General features: G+C 62.4%; 19 protein-coding genes and 2 tRNA genes. 14 read left to right on the top strand and 7 right to left on the bottom strand.

Annotated elements, in window-relative coordinates; all coding sequences use genetic code 11:
• Positions 1–203 precede the first annotated feature (203 nt).
• The 4 genes from LB564_RS04255 (at position 204) to LB564_RS04240 (ending at position 5,356) form a co-directional block, all read left to right on the top strand.
• Entirely contained in the window at positions 204–704 is a 501-nt protein-coding gene (locus LB564_RS04255; protein WP_224535181.1) for a (2Fe-2S)-binding protein, read from the top strand.
• 113 nt (positions 705–817) lie between these two features.
• Complete coding sequence (locus tag LB564_RS04250) at positions 818–3,163, top strand: xanthine dehydrogenase family protein molybdopterin-binding subunit (RefSeq protein ID WP_224535179.1); 2,346 nt, start codon at positions 818–820, stop codon at positions 3,161–3,163.
• Positions 3,164–3,278: 115 nt separating this feature from the next.
• Positions 3,279–4,076, top strand: coding sequence for an FAD binding domain-containing protein (locus tag LB564_RS04245; RefSeq protein ID WP_224535176.1), 798 nt, complete (start codon positions 3,279–3,281; stop codon positions 4,074–4,076).
• A 257-nt stretch (positions 4,077–4,333) separates the two neighbouring features.
• Positions 4,334–5,356 (top strand): acyltransferase family protein, encoded by a 1,023-nt coding sequence (locus LB564_RS04240; RefSeq protein WP_224535174.1) that lies wholly within the window; start codon positions 4,334–4,336, stop codon positions 5,354–5,356.
• 117 nt (positions 5,357–5,473) lie between these two features.
• Here the strand turns inward: LB564_RS04240 and LB564_RS04235 are convergent, their stop codons facing one another.
• On the bottom strand, positions 5,474–5,677 hold the full coding sequence (locus tag LB564_RS04235; protein ID WP_224535171.1) for a hypothetical protein: 204 nt from the start codon (positions 5,675–5,677) through the stop codon (positions 5,474–5,476).
• A 231-nt stretch (positions 5,678–5,908) separates the two neighbouring features.
• Between LB564_RS04235 and LB564_RS04230 the strand changes: the two genes are divergently transcribed.
• Both LB564_RS04230 and LB564_RS04225 read left to right on the top strand, forming a co-directional pair.
• A complete protein-coding gene (locus LB564_RS04230) occupies positions 5,909–7,537 on the top strand; it encodes a caspase family protein (protein WP_224535169.1) in 1,629 nt (542 codons plus the stop codon).
• A 141-nt stretch (positions 7,538–7,678) separates the two neighbouring features.
• A complete protein-coding gene (locus tag LB564_RS04225) occupies positions 7,679–8,971 on the top strand; it encodes a glycoside hydrolase family 3 protein (RefSeq protein WP_224535167.1) in 1,293 nt (430 codons plus the stop codon).
• A 7-nt stretch (positions 8,972–8,978) separates the two neighbouring features.
• Here the strand turns inward: LB564_RS04225 and LB564_RS04220 are convergent, their stop codons facing one another.
• From LB564_RS04220 to LB564_RS04210, 3 genes are all read right to left on the bottom strand, one after another.
• A complete protein-coding gene (locus LB564_RS04220; RefSeq protein ID WP_224535165.1) occupies positions 8,979–9,473 on the bottom strand; it encodes a GNAT family N-acetyltransferase in 495 nt (164 codons plus the stop codon).
• Complete coding sequence (locus LB564_RS04215) at positions 9,470–10,228, bottom strand: copper homeostasis protein CutC (protein ID WP_224535163.1); 759 nt, start codon at positions 10,226–10,228, stop codon at positions 9,470–9,472. Before LB564_RS04215 ends, LB564_RS04220 begins: the two co-directional genes overlap by 4 nt.
• 176 nt (positions 10,229–10,404) lie before the next feature.
• Positions 10,405–10,836, bottom strand: a complete 432-nt coding sequence (locus tag LB564_RS04210; RefSeq protein ID WP_224535161.1) for a cupin domain-containing protein — start codon at positions 10,834–10,836, stop codon at positions 10,405–10,407.
• A gap of 251 nt (positions 10,837–11,087) precedes the next feature.
• Between LB564_RS04210 and LB564_RS04205 the strand changes: the two genes are divergently transcribed.
• The 3 genes from LB564_RS04205 (at position 11,088) to LB564_RS04195 (ending at position 12,435) form a co-directional block, all read left to right on the top strand.
• On the top strand, positions 11,088–11,570 hold the full coding sequence (locus LB564_RS04205; RefSeq protein ID WP_224535159.1) for an Hsp20 family protein: 483 nt from the start codon (positions 11,088–11,090) through the stop codon (positions 11,568–11,570).
• 66 nt (positions 11,571–11,636) lie between these two features.
• The gene (locus LB564_RS04200; RefSeq protein WP_224535158.1) at positions 11,637–12,089 is read left to right on the top strand and encodes a hypothetical protein; all 453 of its coding nucleotides are present in this window, start codon (positions 11,637–11,639) and stop codon (positions 12,087–12,089) included.
• Positions 12,090–12,135: 46 nt separating this feature from the next.
• Positions 12,136–12,435, top strand: coding sequence for a DUF982 domain-containing protein (locus LB564_RS04195; RefSeq protein ID WP_224535424.1), 300 nt, complete (start codon positions 12,136–12,138; stop codon positions 12,433–12,435).
• A 122-nt stretch (positions 12,436–12,557) separates the two neighbouring features.
• Here LB564_RS04195 and LB564_RS04190 read toward each other — a convergent pair whose 3' ends face one another.
• The 3 genes from LB564_RS04190 to LB564_RS04180 all read right to left on the bottom strand — a co-directional run bounded on the left by LB564_RS04190 (position 12,558) and on the right by LB564_RS04180 (position 13,696).
• Positions 12,558–13,145: a DUF427 domain-containing protein gene (locus tag LB564_RS04190; protein WP_318012762.1), complete on the bottom strand. Its 588-nt coding sequence runs from the start codon at positions 13,143–13,145 to the stop codon at positions 12,558–12,560.
• A gap of 138 nt (positions 13,146–13,283) precedes the next feature.
• Positions 13,284–13,358, bottom strand: a tRNA-Asn gene (locus tag LB564_RS04185).
• Positions 13,359–13,387: 29 nt separating this feature from the next.
• The gene (locus LB564_RS04180) at positions 13,388–13,696 is read right to left on the bottom strand and encodes a hypothetical protein (protein WP_224535441.1); all 309 of its coding nucleotides are present in this window, start codon (positions 13,694–13,696) and stop codon (positions 13,388–13,390) included.
• On the opposite strand from LB564_RS04180, the gene LB564_RS04175 reads away from it, so the two are divergent.
• The 5 genes from LB564_RS04175 (at position 13,581) to LB564_RS04155 (ending at position 17,563) form a co-directional block, all read left to right on the top strand.
• Positions 13,581–13,841, top strand: a complete 261-nt coding sequence (locus LB564_RS04175) for a hypothetical protein (RefSeq protein WP_140701630.1) — start codon at positions 13,581–13,583, stop codon at positions 13,839–13,841. The two genes, LB564_RS04180 and LB564_RS04175, sit on opposite strands and share 116 nt — an antisense overlap.
• Positions 13,842–14,052: 211 nt before the next feature.
• A tRNA-Cys gene (locus tag LB564_RS04170) sits at positions 14,053–14,126 on the top strand.
• An 88-nt stretch (positions 14,127–14,214) separates the two neighbouring features.
• The gene (locus LB564_RS04165; RefSeq protein ID WP_224535156.1) at positions 14,215–14,883 is read left to right on the top strand and encodes a protein-L-isoaspartate O-methyltransferase family protein; all 669 of its coding nucleotides are present in this window, start codon (positions 14,215–14,217) and stop codon (positions 14,881–14,883) included.
• 181 nt (positions 14,884–15,064) lie between these two features.
• Positions 15,065–16,450 (top strand): TolC family outer membrane protein, encoded by a 1,386-nt coding sequence (locus tag LB564_RS04160; protein ID WP_224535154.1) that lies wholly within the window; start codon positions 15,065–15,067, stop codon positions 16,448–16,450.
• A gap of 258 nt (positions 16,451–16,708) precedes the next feature.
• Complete coding sequence (locus LB564_RS04155) at positions 16,709–17,563, top strand: PopZ family protein (RefSeq protein WP_224535152.1); 855 nt, start codon at positions 16,709–16,711, stop codon at positions 17,561–17,563.
• Position 17,564: the final 1 nt, after the last annotated feature.

Below are 17,564 nucleotides of genomic sequence, written 5' to 3'. Positions count from 1 at the left end.
AGGGATATTGTTGCTTCCAATCGGCGTTTTGGCAATGGGCGAGGGGAATGCATCGCTGGCCTTGCCATGACCGAAAGTACAATGATCCGCCTTTTCCGTCGTGCTGTTTTTTGTGCATTGTGCGGTGTACGAATAACGCGTGGCCGAAGTGCCAACGGCTCGTCGGCGGCGTTATGACCAAGGTTGACACCCAGGGAGGGGCTATGTCGGACGTTTCGTTGTTGGTGAACGGCAAGCGGGTTGGCGGTGCCGTCGAGGATCGAACGCTGCTCGTCCATTTCCTGCGGGAGAATCTCGGTCTCACCGGCACCCATGTCGGTTGCGACACCTCGCAATGCGGCGCCTGCGTCGTCCATGTGGATGGCAAGGCGGTCAAGGCCTGCACCATGCTTGCTGTCCAGACGTCCGGATCGACCGTGGTCACGATCGAAGGTCTCGCCGACGGCGCCGACCTGCATCCCATCCAGGCGGCGTTCAAGGAACATCACGGTCTGCAATGCGGCTTCTGCACGCCGGGCATGATCATGACGGCTACCGACATGATCAACCGCCATCCCGAAGGCCTCGACGAAGCGACGGTGCGCGCCGAGCTGGAAGGCAATATCTGCCGCTGCACCGGCTACCATAACATCGTCAAGGCGATCCTGGCCGCATCGAAGACGATGGCTAAGGGAGCCAAGAGCAAGGCGAGGCAAGCTGCGTGAGGGACATGAGTGAGTAGTCAGTAGTCGGTAGTGAGTAGTTCGGCCTGAATTGGTCCCCTTTCACTACTCACTACTTTCCTACTCACTATGTCGGCAATTCGGGAGGACTTCTGATGGGTATCGAAGGTGTTGGCGCTCGGGTGGCGCGCAAGGAAGACAAAAGGTTCATCACCGGCGCCGGACGCTATGTCGACGACATGGTGGTGCCCGGCATGAAGCACGCGGTCTTCGTGCGCAGCCCGCACGCGCATGCGCAAATCAAGAAGATCGACGTGAAGGCGGCGCAAGCCATGCCGGGCGTCATCGGCGTGCTGACCGGCAAGGAACTCAAGGCCGACGGCATCGGCAACCTGATCTGCGGCTGGATGATCCATTCCAAGGACGGCTCGCCGATGAAGATGGGCGCATGGTCGCCGCTGGCGGTCGACAAGGTCCGTTATGTCGGCGATGCCATCGTGGTGGTGGTGGCCGAAACCAAGGGCCAGGCACGCGATGCGGCCGAGGCCGTGGAGATCACCTACAAGGAATTGAAGGCCGTCGTCGATGCGACCAAGGCACTCGAGAAGGGCGCGCCGCAGGTGCATGCCGAGGCCGAGAACAATCTGATCTTCGATTGGGAGATCGGCGACGCCAAGACGACCGATGCCGCCATCAAGGCGGCGGCGCACGTCACCCGCATGAAGATCGTCAACAACCGGCTGGTGCCGAACGCCATGGAGCCGCGCGCCGCACTTGGCCATTACGACAAGGCCGAGGATCATTACACCTGCTGGACGACATCGCAGAACCCGCATGTCGCGCGGCTGGTGATGAGCGCCTTCTACAATGTCGCGCCCGAAAACAAGCTGCGCGTCATCGCGCCGGATGTCGGCGGCGGCTTCGGCTCCAAGATCTACATCTACCCGGAAGAAATCGTCTGTCTGTGGGCCTCGAAGAAGACCGGCGTGCCGGTCAAATGGGTCGCCGACCGTACCGAAAGTTTCCTCACCGACGCGCATGGCCGCGACCATGTCTCGACGGTGGAGATGGCCTTCGACAAGAACAACAGGATCACGGGTTTCAAGGTCGACACGATCGCCAATCTCGGCGCCTACATGTCGCTGTTCTCGTCCTGCGTGCCGACCTATCTCTATGCGACGCTCTTGTCGGGGCAGTACGACATTCCCGCCATCCATGCCAATGTGCGCACCGTCTACACCAATACGGCGCCCGTCGATGCCTATCGCGGGGCAGGGCGGCCGGAAGCCACCTATCTGCTGGAACGCACCATGGAGGCCGCGGCACGCGAACTCGGCGTCTCCCCGGCGGATCTCAGGCGCAAGAACTTCATCACGACGTTTCCGCACCAGACGCCGGTGATCATGAACTATGACGCCGGCGACTATGCGGCCTCGCTCGACGCGGCGATGAAAACCGCCGACTATGCCGGCTTTGCCAAACGTAAGGCCGCGGCGGCGAAACAAGGCAGACTGCGCGGCATCGGCATGAGCTGCTACATCGAGGCTTGCGGCATCGCGCCGTCGGCGGCGGTCGGCTCGCTCGGCGCCGGCGTCGGCCTGTGGGAATCGGCCGAGGTAAGGGTCAACGCCGTCGGCACCATCGAGGTGCTGACCGGCTCGCACAGCCATGGCCAGGGGCACGAGACGACCTTCGCGCAACTGGTCAACCAGCGTTTTGGCGTGCCGATCGATTCGGTGTCGATCGTCCACGGCGACACCGACAAGGTGCAGATGGGCATGGGCACCTACGGCTCGCGCTCGGGCGCCGTCGGCATGTCGGCGATATCAAAGGCGCTCGACAAGGTCGAGGCCAAGGCCAAGAAGATCGCGGCCCACCTGCTCGAAGCCGACGAGGGCGACATCGTCATCGAGAATGGCGAGGTCAAGGTCGCCGGCACCGACAAGAGCCTGCCGTGGTTTCAGGTGGCTTTGGCTGCCTATACCGCGCACAATCTGCCTGCCGGCATGGAGCCGGGACTGAAGGAAACGGCGTTCTACGACCCGGCGAACTTCACCTTCCCGGCGGGCTGCTACATCTGCGAGGTCGAGATCGATCCGGAAACCGGAACGACAGAGATCGTCCAGTTCGTGGCGGCGGACGATTTCGGCAACATCATCAATCCGATGATCGTCGAGGGCCAGGTGCATGGCGGCATCGCCCAGGGCGTCGGCCAGGCGCTGCTGGAAGGCGCTCACTACGACGACAGCGGACAACTGCTGACGGCAAGCTACATGGATTATACGATGCCGCGTGCGGGCGACCTGCCGTCGTTCAAGGTCTCGACCTCGAACACCCCATGTCCGAGCAACCCGCTCGGCATCAAGGGTTGCGGCGAGGCCGGTGCCATCGGTTCGCCGCCGGCGGTGATCAATGCCATCACCGACGCCATCGGGATCACCGACATCGCCATGCCGGCCTCGCCGTCCACCGTGTGGGCCGCGATCCGCGCCGCGAAATGAGTGAGTAGGGAGGAGTGAGTAGCGAATAGGACAGCGTGCCACCTCCGGCGGCCACTCCTGCTCCCTACCGACTACTGATTACTCACTACTGCCTGACCACTTAGGGGAGGATCCCATGTACGCAGTCAATTATCACCGTGCCGCCTCGGTCGCAGAAGCCGCCAAGCTCGTGAAGAATGGGGACGCCAAGCTGCTGTCGGGCGGCATGACCTTGATTCCCGCCATGAAGACGCGGCTGGCGGCACCTTCCGATCTGGTCGACCTGTCGCGCATCAAGGACCTGCAAGGCGTCAAGGTGTCGGGCAAGACGGTCACGATCGGCGCCGCCACCACGCATTTCGACGTTGCCAAGGACGAGAAGCTGCGCAAGGCCTGCCCGGCGCTTGCCCATCTGGCGTCGCTGATCGGCGATCCGGCGGTGCGCCACAAGGGCACGATCGGTGGCTCGATCGCCAACAACGATCCGGCGGCGGACTATCCGGCCGCGCTTCTGGCGCTGGGCGCCACCATCCTCACCAACAAGCGCGAGATACCGGCCGACAAGTTCTTCAAGGGGCTGTTCGAAACCGCCTTGAAGGAGGGCGAGATCGTCACGGCGGTCTCCTTCACCGCGCCGGCAAAGGCTGCCTACGAGAAATTCCGCAACCCGGCCTCGCGTTATGCGATCGTCGGCGTGTTCGTGGCCAAGGGCAAGGACGGGGTCAGCGTTGCCGTCACCGGCGCCGGCGACGACGGCGTCTTCCGCTCGAAGGAGATCGAGGCAGCGCTTGCCAAGAGCTTCGACGCTGCTTCGCTCAGCGGCGTGAAAGTGCCGGCGAAGACCCTGATGAGCGACATTCACGCCTCCGCCGACTACCGCGCCAATCTGATCGCGGTCATGGCCAAGCGCGCGGTGGCGGCAGCCAACGCCTGACGCGAGATCAATTGCGAACGAGCAAAGGGGCTGTCACGGCCCCTTTTTCGTTGTTGTTGCCCTGTGGCTGCCAGTCCGGTGCAAGCTCGGCCGCTCGAAGCCATTCCGGCCCATACCGCCCAGAAATCGCATCGGCGATCATCTCGCACTTGCACAAACTTATATTGCACTGCAGTATGAGTTGGGGCGGGAATGCGAGCCGGGTTCGGACTGTGTACCGCCGTGCCCTTTCGCATGCCAAATGCGAAGGGATCGGCATGTCCGAAATTTCCGCGACAGATATGGTTCCATCCCGAGCGACCGCCGACCGATCGGCCAGGACACGGCTCGCCTATCTCGATGGCTGGCGCGGCCTGTCGATCGCGCTCGTGCTGATCGGGCATTTTTTCCCCGTTCCCGGCATCAATCTGGGTGTGCTGGGCGTCGAATTCTTCTTCGTTCTCAGCGGCCGGCTGATGGCCGAGATCCTGTTCATCGAACGCTATCCGCTGAAGAAATTCTTCAAGCGCCGCTTCTCGCGCATCTATCCGGCGCTGCTGGTCTTCGTCGTCGTCGCCATGGTCGCGCTCTCCGGCACGTTCATCGCCTTCAAATGGAAGGCGGCCCTGACCGCGCTGACATTCACCTACAATTATGCCGGAATTCTCCTGAACCGGGCCGGCGCGCTCGACCACATCTGGTCGCTCTGCATCGAAGAGCATGCCTACATCATCCTGGCGGCGATCAGCGCGGTCGTTGCCAGCCGCGACCGTGTCGTACCGCTGCTGCTGGTCCTGGCTGCGCTGGCCATGACCAATGGCGCGGTTTCCTACTGGTTCCTGCACATGGACTATGAAACCACGTACTGGCGCACCGATGTGCACATCGCCTCGATCCTGCTGTCGGCGGCGATCTGCCTGCTCAAGGCCGACGGCAAGCTGCCGTCCTTGTTGAAGGGCCCTTATGTCGCCGTGGCAGCGGCCGCCGGCGCGGTTTTCCTGTTCATGGACACGGTCCCAACCCCGATCCACTACCTGCTCGCGGTGCCGTTGCTGGCGCTCGCCGTCAACGCGCTGGATTTCAGCACGCGGCTGTTTTCCGGATGGCTGTCATCCCTGCCGATGACGACGCTGGGCCTGTGGTCGTATTCGCTCTATCTGTGGCAGCAGCCCTTCTACAAATTCGTCTACGAGCAGGGCAGCAACCCATGGCCGATGCTGGCCGGCGTCTTTGCCTGCGCGCTCTGCAGCTATTACCTCATCGAGCGGCCAGCGCGCGAATGGCTCAACCGCAATTGGTGATCTGGGCAACCCGCCACTGCGTCAGAACGCAAGTCAGGCCGCGGGCGGGCTATGGGACGCAAGGCCCTATGGCATCCCGTCAGGCCGGTCGGCTCGTCTTTTCGGCCAGATAGCGCCTTAGAGCAGGGCGCCGCGCGCCCGTGCCCTTGCGCGCGAACCAACCGGTGCCTTGCCCTTACCGTCGAGCGGCACGACTTCCTTGTAGACATCGCCCCACCACAGCGGCAGCAACTCGGCGTCGGACAGCACGTCCCACACTTGCCGAGGCGTGCTGCCGGGAATGTGCCAGCTTTCGTCAAAGCGGAAGACGTTGCTTGGCATAGCGGTTCCCCCGATCAATGAATGTTGCCCTGTCTGCCAGCGACCGGCTTGGCGGCTGCCGATCATGTCGAGCAATGACACCGGCTATTTGGCTGACACCCCAAAGGTTGCCTTTCTTTCGGCAATATACTTATCATGATTGCTTACCACGCAACGCGTCTGACGACGCTTGAGTGGTTGCGGACCGGGGTTCGGCGTCAGGTGGGTAGACGCCTTGGGATGGGCGGTTGGATGCGTAGGGTTGTCGCAGCTCTGGGGCTGGTGCTGTGGTGCGTCTTGTTTGCCTTGCCGTCGTCGGCCGCCGGCAAGGTGGCGCTGGTCATCGGCAATTCCAACTATGAACATGTTGCCCAGCTTCCCAATCCGAAGAACGACGCCGACGACGTGGCAGCGGCTCTTGACCGTATTGGATTTTCGGTAACGAAGGAGACCGATGTCACCTTCGACGGGCTGAGGCGGGCGCTCAGCGCGTTCGCGCGCGATGCCGCGCAGGCCGATATAGCCATTGTTTTCTTCGCGGGCCACGGTATCGAAGTCGACAAACACAATTTCCTGCTGCCGACCGACGCGAACCTCGAGAGCGATCTGGACGTCAATTTCCAGACCGTACCGCTGGATATGGTCGTGGATGCCGTGAGCCGGGCACACGGCCTGAGAATGGTCTTCCTCGACGCGTGCCGAAACAATCCATTCGCCAATCGCATGCGTATGTCGGACGCGACGCGCTCGATCGGGCGGGGGTTGTCGCCGATCGAGCCCAAGGGCAGCACGATCGTCTTCTATTCCGCTCGCGATGGTACCGTCGCCAGCGACGGATCGGGGCGCAACAGCCCGTACAGCCAGGCTCTGCTCAAATATCTGCCGCAAGCCGACCTCGACGTCGACAAGATGCTGCGCAAGGTCCGGGAGGACGTGATGGTGGCCACCAACGGCATCCAGGAGCCCACGTCCTACGGGTTGTTGCCGAGCAAGGATATTTTCCTGTTTCAGTCACGGTCGGCGGTTTCCCTGGTCGAGAATGCAAAGGCGGACGCCCCATCACCGGCGGTTCCGCCGGTGCCGCCAGCCGACCAGGCCGCGACCGAATGGGCGGCGATCGAGAATACCAACAGCCCGGCGATGCTGCTGATATTCATCCAAGCACACGGCGATACCGTGTATGCGAAATATGCCCAGGCAAGGCTTGCCGAATTGCAGGAGCGTGAACGCCAGAGCCAGCAAGTCTCGGCGCAGGAGCAACCCGCTCAACCGATATTTCCGGCACCCAACCAGGTGTCGTCACAGCAATACAATGTCGCTTCCGCCGCGCCGGTCCTGCCGTCTCGTCACTGGTATCTGGCAACTTATTCCAACATGGATTTCTACGGTGGCGATCTGTATTCGAAAGGGCTGGCGTCCGCCTCGCTGGATCAATGCGCGCAGGTTTGTGCCGGCAATCTTTCGTGCAAGCTTTTCACCTACAACAGCGAGAAAAATCGCTGTTTTCCCAAATCGGGCTATTCCTACGCCCAGATTATGACGGGTGCTCAAGCCGGCTACTTCTTCGAAAGCGAGCGGCGGGACCAGGCTCCGACGTTCAGGGCCGAGTGGGAGATCTTTGTGAAGGCCGACCTTCTGGGCGGCGACCATTACTCCGCCAGGGCAGGCTCCTATGACGACTGCCTGCTGATGTGTAAGTCGGACCAGTCGTGCCGCGCTTTTTCTTACGTGCCGTTCGGCAAAAGCAAAAGCTGCTGGATCAAAACGTTCGCGGCCGCGTTGCCTACCCGCAGTCAAAAGACGGAGCGGGGCATCGTGTCGGGAAGGCGTGTCGACGCAACCGTCCAGCCGGACGGCGTTTACGACACGGCTGCCAGGTAATGTCCGGATTGTTCCCGCCGTCCCCGCTATGGTTAATGATCGGTTAGAGACCTCCACGTATTGATTGACGAGAAACCGTCAAACGGGAGATTCGAAGTGTTCTCCACCACTCTGTCAGCCGGACTTGTTTCGGTGTTGCTGATGAGTTCAGCAGCAGTCGCCGGGCAGCAGGCAAAACCGGTGCAGCAGTCCGGACGAGAACCGGCGAGCACATCGAGCCTGGCGCCCGCGCCAGCCGAAACCGATGGCAAATCGGCCGCCCCGCGAGGCCCGGGCGATCCAAGCCTTCGCATGATGATCGGGCAGATGATCCTGGTTGGGTTCAGCGGAACCTCAGTGGACTCGCCATCGGTCGTCGCGGTCAGGGGAGCGATAGCCGACGGCAGCATCGGCGGTGTGATGTATCTTTCCGACAATGTCAGCGACAGAGCGCATGTCGCCGACATGAACGCCGCGTTCCTGGCCGCCAACCAGAAGCTGCCGCCGTTCATTTCGGTCGATGAAGAGGGCGGTGCGATTGCGAGATTGACCACCGGGAGCGGATTTCACGAAGTCCCGGCTGCCATCGATGTCGCCAGGAAATTTACGCCTCGCGGCGCCTACGAACTCTATTCCGGCCTTGCGACGGAATTGCGCGAATGGGGGTTCAATCTCAATTTCGGCCCCGTGGCGGACCTTAACGTCAACCCGGCCAACCCCATCATCGGCAAGCTGGGCAGGAGTTTCTCCAACAATCCGGAAATCGTTGCCCAATACGGCGCGGCCTTCGTCAGAGCGCATCGCGATGCTGGGGTCGTGACCACGCTGAAGCATTTTCCCGGGCACGGCTCCAGCACGACCGACAGCCACAAGGGGCTGGCCGACGTGTCGGACACCTGGTCGAGCCTGGAGCTGGTCCCGTTCCGCAAGCTGATCAATGCGGGTTACGCGGATTCAGTCATGGTTGGCCATATCTACGACAAGGGGCTGCAGAAAGGCGAAGCAGTTGGCCCTGCCTCGCTTTCGTCGGCGATCGTGAGCGACCTGTTGCGCAAGAAACTTCGCTTCCAGGGGTTGGTCTTTTCGGATGATCTGCAGATGGACGCGGTGGAAAAACGCTATTCCCTTGCTGGCGCCGTGGTGCGCGCGGTCGAGGCGGGAGACGACATCCTGATCTTCTCCAACCATAAGAATCCGGACGCCAACCTGTCCGCAAAGGTCATCGATATTCTTATGGCGGAAGCCCGTAGAAACAAGCTGGTCGCGACCAACATCGTGAAATCGTTCGCCAAGATATCGGCCCTCAAGTCTGGCCTTGCCGAGCGGGGTGCTTCAAAGGTGGATATGCTTTCGACCAAATCCATCGATCCCGATCGCGCAAATCAGGTGATGCCGGCCGATGTGGAGATGGTCAGGCGCGACGTCGCCTTGAAGGTCATCGGACTGCCGGGTTGACCGCGCCTCAGACAGCCTTGGCCAGGTCCCGCACGTAATAACGCACCGCTTTCTTGCCGCCATGGATCACCGCGTCGCCGACTTCGGCGAAGCCGAGGACGGCGTGGAAGGCGTCCGAGGCCGGGTTGGGCGGATCCGTGTTGACCTCGCAGGTGACCAGCGTGTGGCCGGCGCTCTGCGCATGGTCGAACAGGTCCTGATAGAGCCGGCGCGCATGGCCGCGGCCCCTTGCATGCGCCGCGACGACGACGCGGTCGACATAGACGAAGCGTTCGTAACGCTCGCGGAACCAGACGAAGTTCGGGCTGTCGTAGTTCGCATCCTGGTCGAAGGTCATGATGAAGGCCTCGAGATCGCCGATGCGGCGCGCATAAAATGCCTCGCCGAGCAGGAAGGACAGCCGTTCGGCTTCGAGCCACGACAATTCGGCGGCGTGCTCGTTGTTGAGCGCCAGAATGGCGGCTTCATCGTCCTGCGCTATGCGGTCTATGGGAGAGGTCATGCCTTGGCCGCCGTGATCGTCGCCGCCACCAGCGGCGTATCGGTCAGCGTGTTGCGATATTCACGGTCGAGGTCCGAGCCGCCCATGCCGACCTTCGGATTGCGGTAGCGCATGGCGCTCGGCACGTCCTTGAGGGCGGCGAAATGCATTTCGACGAGGCCTGTCTTGGCGCGCACCTCGGCGATGTTGCCGAGATCGAGGCCGCCGCAGCCAAGGATGATGATGCGTCCGCCGGCCTGGCGCACCAGGTCGGCCAGCAACGGCAAGCCTTCGATCGCGGTGTCGCGCTGGCCGCTGGTCAGCACACGGCCGACCTTGCAGCGGATCAGCGCTTCCAGCGCCTCGGCGGGATCGCGTGTCATGTCGAAGGCGCGGTGGCAAGTGACGTTCAGGGAGCCGGCAGCCTCGGTCAGTTCGCCCATACGCTGCTCGTCGATGGTGCCATCGGCATTCAGGCAGCCGAACACCACGCCGGGCACGCCTAGCTCGCTAAGCGCGGCAACGTCGGCAAGCATCGAGCGATATTCGGTCTCGCTGTAGAGAAAATCGCCGCCACGCGGCCGCACCATGACGTGGAACGGCACGGTTGCCTGATCGAGCGCGGCGCGCACCGTGCCGAGGCTGGGCGTGATGCCGCCCTCGACGAGGCTGGCGCAGAGTTCGACCCGGTCGGCGCCTGCGGCTTGCGCGGCGAGCAGGCCGTCAATGCCTTCGACACAGATTTCGATCAGCGGCGGGCGGGTTTGCGTGGTCAAGGGTCGATCCAGTTCATGATGTGGTGGAGAGCCCTAGCACCGGGACGGCTGACGCGAAAGCGTGAACCCCACGCCGCCATTTGGACCAGGCAAGATTTCCCTGCTTGCCCGTCCTGCACGTGGGACAACGCGGGAAGGCGGCTGACGTTCTTGCCTTCGGGATATAGTCTTGGCGGCTACTGGCGCAATTCCGTGTTCTTGGCGCCTTCCTCGACCTGATCGATCACCAGGAGTTTGACCGGCCCGTCGCCAATGTTGGTGGCCTGGTGCCACTGGCCGATCATTTCGATGATGAAATCGCCTGTCTTGTAGGTGTTGGCGTTGCCGGTCTCGACATTGGTGACCTTCAGCGTTCCGGCCTCGACATAGGCGTAGCGCGGGAAGGGGTGGCGATGGACCGGCAAGGTCGCGCCGGGCGCGATGTCATAGGTCGAGACCAGCACCTGCACGTTCTTTTGCGGCAGCATGATCGGCTGGCCGGATGCCGTGGTGGTGCGTGATGCGAGCCGCGTCACGACGACCGGGGTCCCGCTGCTGTCGAACGCCAGGGCACAATTTGCATAAAGCGCGGCCGCAGCCAGCAATGCCGATGCCAGGATTTTCCGCATGATGTCCTCCCTTTAACGCAGCATCTATCGCGCGGCGGCGGGAACGTGCAAGGGAAGGCTGTCGCCGAAGGCCTGATACATGCCCGATCACGAATGGCCGTGACGCGGCTCCTAAAAATTTTTCGAGCGACCTCTTGAACAGAAAAACCGTGATTCCCAGATCGTTTTCCGTCGAGGCTTCGGCTCGACAGACCGCGTCGCGGCGACGCCGCGGCGACCCCAAACCATGTTGCTTTACGGAGGATATGGCTATGAGAAGCTTTGATTATTCCCCTCTTTACCGCACCACGGTCGGCTTCGACCGGCTGTTCGACATGCTCGAAAACAGCGTGCGCTCCGACTGGCCGCCCTACAACATCGAGAAGAATGGCGACAACGACTATCGCATCACAATGGCCGTCGCCGGTTTCGGTCCTGATGAAGTGGAACTTGTGCAGAACGGCCCTGAATTGTTGGTAATCGGGCAGAGGAAGCCCGATCAGCAAAATCGGGAAATCCTCCACCGTGGCCTGGCGATAGGCAACTTCAAACAGGCGTTCAAACTCGCGGACCACGTCAAGGTCAAGGCGGCCAATATCCATAATGGCCTGCTGTCGGTGGAGCTGGTCCGCGAAGTGCCCGAGGAACTCAAGCCTCGGCGCATCGCGATCGGTTCCGAAGCCAGAGCGGTTCCGCTTCAGGATGGCGGCAACAAGCAGTCCATGGATGCAGAGCCGCAGCGCAAGGCAGCCTGACAGTGAACCTCAGTCTGTGGTCCGCCTCCCGGCTTGGCCGGGAGGCACAGATCGCGGAGAATGGAGATGAGATCCCAAGCATACAGTTTTCACGAGTCCAAACCGACAGATCACGCTGCGGAATTCGCTGCGATTCGTAGGCCCGAGGACGTCCTGAACGAGGACATGGCGATCGGCGAAAAGCGGGCTCTGCTCGCCTTCTGGGCTTCAGACGCCCATGCGGTTCCTGACAATCCCACCCTACGCCAATTGGACAACGGTGCGATTGCGCGGGTCAGCGAGATTCTTGGCGCGCTCCACGCCCTGGACGGGATTGGGCGCAAGCCGCCGGTCGGGGCATCGTTTGACCGCCGTCCGTCTTCAGGCCGGCGTCGCAACGAAACCAGGCGCCACTGGCTGCGATACCCCTGGCGAGATGACGATGATGATGATCCACCGCCGGTTCCGGCATTTGCCGGCGTCCCGCCCAGACGTGGCGATGGCGGCATGTTCGCGGAGCCTGAGCATGCCGTCGCGTGAAAAGCCGAACCAGCAAATCAAATCGCTCAACCGAATGGAGGACCATATGGGCGACAGGACATTCGATGGACCGGTGTTGGTCAAGAATGGCCAGTTCATTCAAGAATTAGGCAGCCTCGAGGATGCATTCGACTTCCTGGATGAGTGGCCCCGGGAGCGGCGGGGGCCAATCTTCGAAACGGCCTTCCGGGCCTGCCAGCGTGCTTACGACGGCCAGATTCCACTCTCGGTCGCGCGCGATGCCGTCGCTGGATTTGCGAGATCCGTCAAGATTCTGCACGAGCCGCTTGAACCGCTGCCCTGGATGGACGGCACCAAATCCGGCCGCGGCGGGGTGGCCGTCTAACCGCGACAACGGCAGCGGCACTGACGGCATCCGCTTTTTTACCAAGAACGGCTTCGATTGGACCTCATCGGCGAGACAATATCGCCGATGAGGTCGGGCATTCGGATGGTCGAGACGTCGTCCTACTCCATTACATGTGGAGTATGCCGCTTGTCCTCCTTGGGATCGACGTCAATACGGGCCCTTTTCGGATCAAAGGCGCCATGACGCGCGATGGCCAGGGCCGCGGTATCCGGCGTCTCATACGCCCACATGAAGTCGTCGGCCGAGCCGCCGACAGCATGAACACGCCAATAGCTCGCGGTGCCCTTCAGCGGGCACTCGCTGGTGGTGTTGGTCTTTTCGAAAAGGTCGAAATAGATATCCTCGAAGGGGATATAGAATACCGGCTCATGACCTTCCTCCCGAAGAATTTTCGCTCGGTCGGTGGCGGCGACTATGGCGTCGGAAAACCGGACCGTCACCGTGCCGAGGAATGGTTCTATGCTCATGCCGCCGATAGGGCGCCTAGAAATCGCTTCTGAACCTTGCATCTGAATTCTCCTTGGCCAGCGACTTGATGATCGGATGACATTGTCTTCCACGGATGAAGTCGAAATGCGCAGCAGTGGATTGAGGTTCCGGTCCCTCCGGAAATCCTGCCGCCTTGCACGACCAAACTGGGATCGACCGGGACGAAGAAAGCTGCGACCACGGGCAATGCGATGCATGCACCATGCTCGTCGTGGAAAACGGGTCCTCTCCCGCCTGAGCTTCGCGGTAACGGCCGGGGCAGTTGGCTGATCGCACCGTGTGGACCGCCAGGAAAGGCCTGAAAACGTTGAGAAATGAGGACTTCGTATGGAAAGTGGCTCCCCGGGCCGGATTCGAACCAGCGACCAACCGGTTAACAGCCGGTTGCTCTACCACTGAGCTACCGGGGAACGGAGGCTCTTTGAGCAAGTGGCGCAGCCTATAGCAAACCCGTTTCGGCTTTGCAAAGAAGCATTTCGCATTTTTCCGAGACTTTTTCGCGCAGCGGTTTCTCGCAATAGGCCTTGCCCGCCCTCATATTAGCCGTCTTGACGATGGCGCGGAACCGAAAGGGCGGTCGCGGCTTTCGTAAAATGACATTGTCGAGCCCCAGGACAGGCCAGCCATTCACGATGACCGCAGCGGACGAAAACCGGGCACCAGCACGAAAGATCTCGGTTTTCGGGCGGCAATTCACCATGCCGCGGTCGCGCGGGCTGAGAATCGCCATCGGCGTGCTTTTGACCATTGGCGGCATTCTCGGCTTCCTGCCGATTCTCGGTTTCTGGATGGTGCCGCTCGGATTGCTGGTACTCTCCTATGAATTTGCCATGGTGCGGCGCCACCGCCGCCGTTTTGTCGTCTGGTGGGAGCGGCGGCGCCGGCCTGATTGAGCGGGCAGGCAACGCCTGCAAGCGCGTGGCGTCTCTCGTGATTTCCCATTACACATAATGATCTGCTAATGTTCGTCGTCGCCGTAGTGCGCGACGCTTCGATGCGGAGGGTCAGATTCATGCCGAGGAAACCGCGCGGAATGCGTGGTGGCCGCTTGACGCCATTTTCGCCGCAACCTATTGGAACCGGGTGGAACGCCGGGAGCAACGAGGCCTCGTGGCGGAGTGGTTACGCAGAGGACTGCAAATCCTTGCACCCCGGTTCGATTCCGGGCGAGGCCTCCAATGCCCCAGGCTCCCGCGCGCCAGCGCCGGAGCCTGAAGTTCCTATCCAATGGACCGCGATCGTGCCGCGGAAAGCGAGGCTTGGAACATGAGCGCTGAATTTTCCGAACTTCGCGTCAAGATGGTCGACGGTCAGGTTCGCACCACCGACGTGACCAGCGCGCCGCTGCTGGAAGCCATGCTTGTCGTGCCGCGCGAGGTTTTCGTCGGCGAGCGCCAGCGCGATCTCGCCTATATCGACGAGGACATCCGCATCGCCGACAGCGCGGACGGCGCGCGCTACCTGATGGAAGCCTCGCCGCTGGCCAAGCTGATGCAACTGGCCGAGATCAACCCGACCGATTCGGCGCTCGATGTCGGTTGCGGGACCGGCTATGCCTCGGCGATCCTGTCGCGCCTGGCGCGGTCCGTCGTGGCGCTCGAAAGCGATTCGGCCTTGGCGCAAACCGCCGCGTCGACCCTTTCCGGCCTTGGCTGCGGCAATGTGACCGTGGTCCAGGGCGCGCTGGCGCAAGGCCATGCGGCCAAGGCGCCTTACGATGTCATCTTCGTCGGCGGCAGTGTCGGCAAAGTGCCGGCTCCGCTGCTTGACCAACTCGCCGAAGGCGGCCGCCTGGTCGCGGTCGAAGGCCAGGGAAATTCGGGCGTGGCGCGACTTTTTTTCAAGGCTGGGGGGGTTGTAACCGGGAGAAGGGCATTTAATGCGGCAATTAAGCCACTACCCGGATTCGAACGTGAGCATGCTTTTGAATTCTGAATGATTTGGCCTTGCAGCAAAGGCTTTGTCATGGTCGCTTGGATTTGAACGATCGTCGCTAATCCCAGACTGGGGGCACTTTGGGCTGCGCGACAGGGAACATGAAACACGCCGTTCGGGCTGCTCAAAGGGAGAAGCTGGCGCGGCGCGGTTCCCATGGAAAACGAATGAGGGTTAAACCGTGCCGTCAGTACGCAAGTCACTTTTCACCGCCGTCCTCGTTTCGGCGACCGCGCTATCCCCGCTCGGCGCTTCGGCCGAGACCATCACCGGTGCTCTTGCAAAAGCCTACCAGTACAATTCCACGCTGAATGCATCGCGTGCCGGTGTGCGTGTCACCGACGAGAGCGTGGCCATCGCCAAGTCGGGCTGGCGCCCGACGGTTACGGGTTCCGCCAATATCGACTACACGAACACGCGCCAGGCAAATGGCGGCGGCAATTCGAAGCTGACAAGCGGCAGCTACGGCATCCAGATCAACCAGTCGCTGTTCGACGGCTTCCAGACGAGAAACAACGTCGCGGCCGCCGAATCCCAGGTCAAGGCGTCGGTGGAAAGCCTGCGCAACACCGAGGAGAACACGCTGTTCAACGCGGCCACGGCCTACATGGACGTGATTCGCGACCGGCAGATCGCGGTGCTGACCGAGCAGAACCTGCAGTTCCTGACCGAGCAGGCGCGCGCGGCGCGCTCGCGCTTCGAGGTCGGCGAAGGCACGCGCACCGACGTCGCGCAGGCCGATGCGTCGCGCGCTTCCGCGGTGGCGTCGCTGAGCGCTGCCCGCGCGCAGGCGCTGGCAAGTGCAGCAACCTATCACCAGGTCGTCGGTGACGAGCCAGGCAAGCTCAAGGCCGCTTCGCCCTTGGGCCGGCTGCTGCCGTCGAGCCTCGGCGCCGCGATCGCCATCGGCTCGGCCGAACACCCGGCCATCCTTGCCACCCAGCATCTGGTCGACGCCGCGGCGTTTTCGGTGAAATCGTCGGAGGGCGCGCTGTTGCCGCAATTGTCGGCTTCGGCCGGCGTTTCGGAGAACTACCGCAACTCCATCCCCGACGTGACGGGTTCCAACGGCAATTCGACCTCGGCCAATATCGGCGCGACGCTGACCATCCCGATCTATTCCGGCGGCCGGACCTCGGCGATCGTGCGGCAGGGCAAGGAGTCGCTCGGCCAGGCGCGTATCCAGGTCGACGTCAGCCGCGACCAGGTTCGCCAGGCGATCGCCACGGCATGGTCGCAATACACCGCCGCGCAGCAAAGCGTATCCGCCAACAGGCAGGTGATCGACGCGGCGCAATTGGCGCTGAACGGCGTCATCGAGGAGCGCAATGTCGGCCAGCGCACCACGCTCGACGTGCTCAACGCGCAGGCCACCGTGATCACCGCCAAGATCAACCAGGCCAATTCCGAACACGATGTGGTCGTGGCGAGCTATGCCATCCTTTCGGCGGTCGGCCGCCTGTCGGTCGACCGGCTAGGGTTGGCGGTGACGAAGTACAGGCCCGAAGAGCACTACAACGCCGTCAAGGACAAGTGGATCGGCCTGCGCACGCCGGATGGCCGCTAGGCCTCTTCGTTCGAACGGCGTTTCCAGGCTGGGCAGTTCAATCGGGCACGCCCGGCTGCCGCTGGCCTTGTGTCGAGTGCTGACGGGGAGCCGTCATACGACTTTGGCGGAATCGCTCTAATCTGTTGAAATCCCACATGTCCCCAGATTGGGGATTCTCGTGCGGCGATCCGTCGGTTACGCTGCCGTCATGATTCGAATCCGGCTCTTGCCGGAGCGGAAAACCTGCAACGGGTCACAAGGGCGGCGGATGTGACGATGGCAACGGCAAGCAGCGCGCAGCGCGAACCTTCCATGGAAGAGATACTGGCTTCCATCAGGAGGATTATCGAAGACAGCGACAGCGGCCGCAAGCAGCCCGGCGACGCCGAAGAGTCGCGGGCCGATGAGTTGCGGCAGGACCTGGAGCCCGCACCGAGTGCTGTTGCCGCCGCCGACATCGATGCGTTCCGCGCCGAACTGCATGCCGCCCCCGAGGTCGGGAAATCGGCGGTGATGGCTGAAGTCCAGGCGCCGGCCGTACGGCCGGAGATCGCACGCATGGAAGTGCCGCCGCGTGCCGATCCGGCTTTGGGCAGGACGCCGACAACGCTGGCCGAGGTCAGCGCCCGGGTCGCCGCGGAGCCAGCGCCTGCCGCCAGCCGCGACGCGCCGGCGGCTGCCGCGGAGGTTGCGACAAGCGAAGCCGTCGTCGCCGACTGGCGTCGCGAGATCGCGGCCGTTGGCGAGCAAGCCAAGGCGATGCCGGACCGGAGCATCCGCAAGCCAGTGCCCCAGCCGGAGGTGTCGGCGAGCGAGCCGGCGGCGGAACCCGCGATCGAGCGGTCTTCGTCAAGCGATGCTCCAACGGGCACGGCCCAGGCGCGTGCGGCGGCAAACGAAGCGCACGCGGTGCGTCCCGCGATTGTTTCCGAACATACCGGCCGGCAGGTCGCGGCCGCCTTCGGCGAACTGTCCGACGCCTTTGCCAGCCGCGGCAAGAAGACATTTGACGAGATGGCCGAAGAAATGCTGCGGCCGATGCTGCAGGATTGGCTGGATAACAATCTGCCGACGCTGGTCGAAAGGCTGGTGCGCGAGGAAATCGAGCGCGTGGCGCGCGGGGCGCAGTAAT

The organism is Mesorhizobium sp. ES1-6 (assembly GCF_020164775.1).
Taxonomy (GTDB): domain Bacteria; phylum Pseudomonadota; class Alphaproteobacteria; order Rhizobiales; family Rhizobiaceae; genus Mesorhizobium.
This window is presented reverse-complemented; position numbering and strand designations above follow the sequence as displayed.